This window comes from Vibrio sp. 10N.261.52.A1 (genome assembly GCF_002876325.1).
Taxonomy (GTDB): Bacteria; Pseudomonadota; Gammaproteobacteria; order Enterobacterales; family Vibrionaceae; genus Vibrio; species Vibrio chagasii.
This window is the reverse complement of record NZ_MCYD01001060.1, coordinates 1-6,383: the sequence shown is the minus strand read 5'-3', so window position 1 is coordinate 6,383 and position 6,383 is coordinate 1. Positions and strand designations below refer to the sequence as shown.

The following is a 6,383-nucleotide window of genomic DNA, read 5'->3' as shown; positions in this document are numbered from 1 at the left end:
CCTTGTACCGTCGTATTAAGCTCTTAATAAAAACTATCATTTCATTTTCTTCAAATAAACCATTGATACATATAACATTAAAATGCCAATCATAATGATTCATAAACAGGAGTAATACTCTCACAGTGAAATTAATTTTGCACTAGTGCGGTCATGTGTAGAACTTATTAATGGAGTACTTTTATGCATGTTCAAACCTACGAATTGAAGCAAAGCAATTTTGGATACAACCTTGGTGTGATAAGTGTCGCGTTGGTGTTAGCTTGGATTGGAATTTATAAGTTTACGCCTACCGAGGCGATGTTGATTGAGCCTTTAATTGCCAACCACCCAGCAATGAATTGGCTTTACAACTTATTCTCAGTCCAAGCCGTGTCTAATATGGTTGGTGGTGCTGAAATCATTGTCGCCATTGGGCTGATGATTGGGTTTAAGAAACCGCAAGTCGCGTTTTATTCTGGCATTGCTGCGGCGGCTATCTTTGTTGTGACACTGAGCTTTCTAATTACCACGCCAAACGCTTGGAAAGTTTCGGATGGTATTTTGGTCACTAACTTCTTCTTAGTGAAAGATATTCTATTTTTAGCAATCGCGATCAGTGTAATCGAACGCAATAAACCTCAAAAGTAACGATAAAGCAATAAGGTTACCCTAGCTCTAGAAGACACCTTATACCTTGAAATAGACAGGCCCGAAGCTGGCTAGAAGGACCCCGCCAGCTTCTGATATATAAGGTTTTACTTGGCAATACCATCATGATTGAAGCATTGTCTTGTTACCAAGCCCCACTTTTCGTCTTGGTACTGGTCTTCCACATAATTACCTGAGGTGTAGTCATTGACGACTTCTCTCCAGAACTTAACAGCATGATCTGCGCCCAGTACTTGTTTAATTTCCCAACTACCTTTTAGGTGTTCAAACAGTTCAGAGATAAACTGTTTCCCTACTTTGTTCTTACGGAAATAAGGCACCACATAGAAATCACAAATCTCAAACTCGTTTGGCGCTTTGGTTTCAATGGCAGTTAATGCAGCAGGAACGCCATCAATGTAGAGTAAATAACCCGTTACGGCATCACCAAGCGTCGGGTAAATCTCAAACAAGCCATACTCGTCTGGTTTGTCTCCGATAATCTTTGAAAACTCAGCCGCATAGCCCTGATATAAATTCGCGTATACCTGCTGATTACCACTATAGACTGTCACAATGTTCATAAACTGATCTCTGTATTGTTTCGCACCACAATGGTGTGAGCTCATCTTTCCGAGCCTATTATCTCATTGATTATAGGAAAAATAATAGATATCAAATGCCCACTTATACGGATATTGCCTTGCGGTAATAGTTGGCATCCTGTTGCTTTCCCTTGAATACTGCGTAATTTGGGACACAATCAACGAGGTCGAAGCCCGTATTTGTTAGTACTTTATTTGAACCGACATTACCTACTAATGCATAAGCATCAATATATTTTAGGGATGAGTGCTTAGACAAATAGGTTAGCAGCTTTCTGACCGCATTAGAGGCGACACCTTTAGAACCAAAAGCTCGACCAACCCGATAGCCGAGCTCCCCGCTTTCACCATTTTTGCTGATATCGCGAACGTTGATTCTTCCACAAATAACGCCGTTAGCGTCCTTAATTAGCATTGGGATCAACTCACCATTTTGGTATTCCTTAAGGAAGAGCTTAACTTGGTCGGCAACCCCTGAATCAGAATAGAAACTGTCATCCCTAGCAGGAACAAATTGATTAAACCACTCTCTATTTTCGACTTCAAATTCGAAAAGAGGACCAACATCACTTGGTTGAAGTAGGTGTATAGATATCTCCATAAGTAACTCTAAAAGCTCCCTTTAAGTACTGTATTTTCAGATTTCGAACTCTCTGTGTTTCTATCTAGGATGATGGGAGTTAACCATCGCTCAAAGTATTGGCGTGACCAAAAGCAACCCCATTACCGCCATAGATAACAAGGCACCACTGAAAAAACTCGGAGCATGAAATGGTCGAACTTTTGATTTAACGACCTCTCTCTCAATCGCTTCTTGGTAAGTTTTAACGGAGAGTTCCTTAACGTAATTACTTTGCATAATAAGCTCCTTATGAATAAGTAAAAGAAGCTTAAGACTTGAAGTTAGGTTGAGGTAAAGCAAAATTTTAGATAATTGAACTATTTATTTCGCTAGACCATTTAATTTTTGTAAATGTAGGAATGGATACGATATATAAGAAAACTAAAGTAAAGAGTGATACAGGTATAGTTCACGATCTCTACCATGAACTTTACGCACCTGCTTCTCAACAAACTTTACACCGAGCTTTCGTATAACTGACTCTGAGCGTTTGTTTTCAGACAAGTGCATCACTTTCAGTTCTGTGAGCCCCAAATGAGCTTTGCTGTATTCCACTAACGCCAATGAGGCTTCATAGGCTATACCCAGCCCCCAAAACGGAACACCGAGCCAATAACCAAGAATACCAACACCATCTTGCAGACTAGGAAAGCTAACTGCACCGATAATCTCGTCGTTAGCTTTAAGAGTTATCGCGTACACCACACCTTTCCCTTCATTAAAGAAAGACTCGTGCGTGTTAATCCAATCCGCCGCCATGTTTACTTCATATGGATGAGGAATATTAGCCGTCATATCAGCTATCACTTTCTCACCCGCAAGTTCAGCAACGCGCTCGCTATCACTCAATCGAAATGGCCTTAAGATTAATCGTTCCGTGGTAATGTTCTGCTGCATAACCTCTCCCTTAACTAAAGGCTGATAACACTATTCCAAAATCACCCTAAAAATGTCGTTGTTCACGCCACCCACATCCACTAACTCTCCAGTTTTCATATGAATTGACGTGTTTAATTGTCGAGTCGAGCGTGGCTCTTTCGTTTCTCGAATCACAAGCATATCAACCAAGTAACCAGAGTCTTGCTTTCGTACTAAGCCCGAAAAAGTGACACTTTCAGCCCTATCGGCGAGTACTGAATTAAATGTCTTGTCTTCTAATACGCCTGCGGAGATCGATGTATCACCATAAAATAGCGTGATGGTTGTTGGGTCCGGTTGCAAAGCTTCATTGGATGCGCAGCCCGTCAGAACTAGGCATAGCATTAAAATAATTCTAAATGGCATAAACTTGTTTTTCGTTCTCTCACTAAACGTTATTTGTAAAAGTGCCGTTGCGATGGTTTAAATCACCGCGTCTGTCAGCTCAACTTTTAGTGACTTGTTATGTAAATTATCAGCCTCTGCAGACTGGATGGTTCCCGAGATAAGATCTTCGAAGAGATCTAACTGCCCTGCGGGGATGAGTTGATTTTGAATCGCTCTACGTTTGTTAGAATCAAATAATCGTTCAGCCATCCAACCGATTAAGTAGACCAGAGAAAGACATCCACCAGCCGTAGCAATGTTGCCTTCAATAACTAAAGGCAGATCTTGGACATCTCCCCCCATCGCTTCTAATGTTGGTTTGGCATGCGGGTTTGTTGTAAGCCTCTTACCTTTAAGTAAACCGAGTTCGTGTAACACAAAAGATCCCGCGCAAATCGACCCGATTAACTGCTCACTCGGATCCAGCTGTAATGAGTTCATGAACTCTGGTTCTTTCAATGCAGCAGGAATACCGCGATAACCACTTGTTATCAGCACTACATCTTGCTGCGCTACTTCACTCAAATGGCCATCGGTTTTCACCGTCATACCCAAATGTGAACGATGCTCAGGCTTAGTTCCAAGAACCTTAACCTCCCAAGAGTCCGTCGTTCTTCCTAATAAGTCATACATCAAGAAGAAGTCTACATCTGTGAAGTCATCAAATAATACGATTCCGACTTTGTACATAATACATGCCCTTGTTGATTACTCTCGAAAGATGAGAAGCGTTAATAGTGAGGCGATTCATAGAAAGGTGATATTAACCACCACATACTTGAGGTCAAACTCGAACCACAATTATTTATGGCCCCTAGGTAACAGCGACGAAATTAGACCATTTTCTTTTTACTTCAGGAGTCAACGCTAGAGTAAACTCATAACCTAAGTGATTCTCACGTGTTATTTCAAACCCTAATCGCTTATGAAACTGCACCGACAGTTCATTTAAGCGTAAAACATTGCTTACTAATACCCTTGAATCACGATCTTTCAGTATGTTTACAATGCCACGAAATAGAGCAAGAAAAGCGGCTTTACTTCTATAGTCTGGGTGTACCACAAACATAGGGACAAACCAGCTGCCATCGCCTAAATCACTTAACGTCGTGTAGCCAATTAGCTTATTATGTCGCCGATATTCGACAAGCAGTCCTTGTTCCATCGATTGGGCATGAGATGCTAAATACACATCTCTATCTATTGGAAAGCCCGCTTCTTTTGAAATAGACTCCAATGTCATCACGTCCAGTTCTAAATATTCTTCCATTACTACCTCTTATCCGTGCTCAAAAGAATTGCAGAACAAAGCACGCAATAAACGCCGGTAAGCCAGCAATGAATAGCACTAAGCCCGTTTGATAATTCAATCGATAGTGTTCTTGTTGGTCTTTAGCAAAATCGTGCCCGTCGACCATTTTGTAGACTTTGTCTGTAATAGGATCATCTAAGCGCGTTGTTTTGCTATGAACGCCTCCCTCCCAGAGAAGTTTTGCCAAAACCCAAATGACGATAAAGACATAAAATAAGAAGTCGACGAGTTGAGTAGAAGCAAAGAAAGGAAAAAACTGCGACAGCACAAAAACGACTATTGCAGCCATCAAATTGATAAGCACCACTTTCTTTAACAAATCGAGCAAATGAACCTCCGGCAGAATATTAGTACTTTAATAACGGATATTTATAAAATTTAGATTTCTCGGTCAATCAAAAAATATGTGCAAGATTGCACTATATGAAGTGCCGCATGTTTAACAACCTTCATTGCTGATAGGAAGCATTACACCGCTCGTGGTGATGTATTGAAGTGGCGCTTACATTCGCGCCTAAATTGAGATGAATTGGAGTCATTGATTCGGCATGCAACATCACTTATTCGCAGACCTTCAAACTGAATCAGCTCTAATTCTAAGTTAGAAACTAGAGCTAAAATATCAACGTTGTTAGCGATGTGTTTAACTATATTTAAGCAACAACATCTTGTGGGGGTGTGCCTTCGCAGTTAGAAACGACTGCATCCATTTGAATTAAGGCATTCATAGGAATCTTCGAAACCCCAACCACCGTTCTTGCCGGTAAGTCAGCATTAAAGAATGTAGTGTAGACCTCGTTCACCGCATCAAGATCTGAAATATCTTTAAGTTGAATATTAACTTTCACCGTATCGTCCATGCTGTGGTCAATACTTTCAATGATCGCCTTAATATTTTGTAGGCACTGCTCAGCTTGCTCTTTAATACCACCAGCAACCACTTCATTGGTTTTCGGATCTACAGAAAGTTGACCTGAAATATGATTGTAGTGAGAGAAAGCAACGGTGTGCGAGTAAGGCATGAATGGTGCTTTAGCTGTGTTATTTGCTTCAACAACCAGTAAGCAAGTATCTTCTGCCAGTTGTGGCGGTGTGCCATCACCATGTGAAACTGAAGTATCGATCTGAACTAAAGCGCCCATTGGTAATTCAGATGCCTGCACAATCGTTCTCGCCGGAACATAACTTGGGAAGAACTTAGCACATGCTTGGTTTACCTTTTCTGAATCTTCGATATCTTTTAGGTAAATCGTGGTTTTCACCACATCATTCATAACATGGCCAATGCTTTCTAGAATCGTTTTAATGTTTGCTAAACATTGAGTTGTTTGCTCTGTGATACCACCTGAAACCAACTCACCAGTATTCACATCAATCGGTAATTGAGCCGAAAGATTATTGTAGTGAGAAAAAGCCGCAGTCTGAGTAAACAAAGCACTCTGAGGGGCTTTATCCGTGTTTCTTGATACCTTAACTAACGCACATGGTGCCTGTGGTGTTGTACCTTCACCATTTGAGATAAGCGCGTCCATTTGAACTAGCGCATCGCTCATTGGCAGAGCTGCAACACCAACCACTGTACGTGTCGGAAGGCTATTACTAAAGAAGCCCTTATAAACTTCATCGATAGCTTCCATATCGGAAATGTTCTTAACGAAGATATTAATTTTCACCACGTCATCCATTACATGGTCGATGCTTTCAACAATCGCTTTAATATTATTCAAACATTGCGTTGCTTGATCTTTAATATCACCGATGACTATTTGACCTATTTTAGGGTCAATAGGTAATTGAGCAGAGAAATTATTGTAATGAGAAAAAGCAACTGTTTGTGTAGATACATTATTTAATGGCGCATTTTCAGTATTTCTTGAAATTTTAATGATATCGCTACTCATTGGTGTGA

Annotated in this window: 10 protein-coding genes and 1 pseudogene; 1 reads left to right on the top strand and 10 read right to left on the bottom strand. The window is 40.6% G+C overall.

Annotation, left to right across the window (positions count from 1 at the left end; all coding sequences use genetic code 11):
- The first annotated feature begins 183 nt into the window (after positions 1-183).
- Positions 184-630, top strand: a complete 447-nt coding sequence (locus tag BCT81_RS22950) for a DUF417 family protein (RefSeq protein WP_102425966.1) — start codon at positions 184-186, stop codon at positions 628-630.
- 107 nt (positions 631-737) lie between these two features.
- On the opposite strand, the gene BCT81_RS22945 is transcribed toward BCT81_RS22950, so the two are convergent.
- The 10 genes and pseudogenes from BCT81_RS22945 to BCT81_RS22905 form a co-directional block, all read right to left on the bottom strand.
- Positions 738-1,214 carry a GNAT family N-acetyltransferase gene (locus BCT81_RS22945; RefSeq protein ID WP_004737327.1) on the bottom strand — a complete coding sequence of 159 codons (477 nt, stop codon included), beginning with the start codon at positions 1,212-1,214 and terminating at the stop codon, positions 738-740.
- Between the two features lie 103 nt (positions 1,215-1,317).
- Positions 1,318-1,836 carry a GNAT family N-acetyltransferase gene (locus tag BCT81_RS22940; protein ID WP_102425965.1) on the bottom strand — a complete coding sequence of 173 codons (519 nt, stop codon included), beginning with the start codon at positions 1,834-1,836 and terminating at the stop codon, positions 1,318-1,320.
- A 90-nt stretch (positions 1,837-1,926) separates the two neighbouring features.
- Positions 1,927-2,094, bottom strand: a complete 168-nt coding sequence (locus BCT81_RS29445) for a hypothetical protein (protein WP_171750658.1) — start codon at positions 2,092-2,094, stop codon at positions 1,927-1,929.
- A 144-nt stretch (positions 2,095-2,238) separates the two neighbouring features.
- Positions 2,239-2,754 carry a GNAT family N-acetyltransferase gene (locus BCT81_RS22935; RefSeq protein WP_102425964.1) on the bottom strand — a complete coding sequence of 172 codons (516 nt, stop codon included), beginning with the start codon at positions 2,752-2,754 and terminating at the stop codon, positions 2,239-2,241.
- A gap of 30 nt (positions 2,755-2,784) precedes the next feature.
- The gene (locus tag BCT81_RS22930) at positions 2,785-3,141 is read right to left on the bottom strand and encodes a hypothetical protein (protein WP_102425963.1); all 357 of its coding nucleotides are present in this window, start codon (positions 3,139-3,141) and stop codon (positions 2,785-2,787) included.
- A 57-nt stretch (positions 3,142-3,198) separates the two neighbouring features.
- Positions 3,199-3,852: a DJ-1/PfpI family protein gene (locus BCT81_RS22925; RefSeq protein WP_004737322.1), complete on the bottom strand. Its 654-nt coding sequence runs from the start codon at positions 3,850-3,852 to the stop codon at positions 3,199-3,201.
- Between the two features lie 124 nt (positions 3,853-3,976).
- Positions 3,977-4,432 (bottom strand): GNAT family N-acetyltransferase, encoded by a 456-nt coding sequence (locus BCT81_RS22920; protein WP_102425962.1) that lies wholly within the window; start codon positions 4,430-4,432, stop codon positions 3,977-3,979.
- Between the two features lie 19 nt (positions 4,433-4,451).
- A complete protein-coding gene (locus tag BCT81_RS22915; RefSeq protein ID WP_102425961.1) occupies positions 4,452-4,802 on the bottom strand; it encodes a hypothetical protein in 351 nt (116 codons plus the stop codon).
- Positions 4,803-4,942: 140 nt separating this feature from the next.
- Positions 4,943-5,065: pseudogene (locus tag BCT81_RS29440) on the bottom strand (AraC family transcriptional regulator); the annotation flags it as partial.
- Positions 5,066-5,127: 62 nt separating this feature from the next.
- Positions 5,128-6,375, bottom strand: coding sequence for a RidA family protein (locus tag BCT81_RS22905; RefSeq protein WP_102425967.1), 1,248 nt, complete (start codon positions 6,373-6,375; stop codon positions 5,128-5,130).
- Between the last annotated feature and the right edge of the window lie 8 nt (positions 6,376-6,383).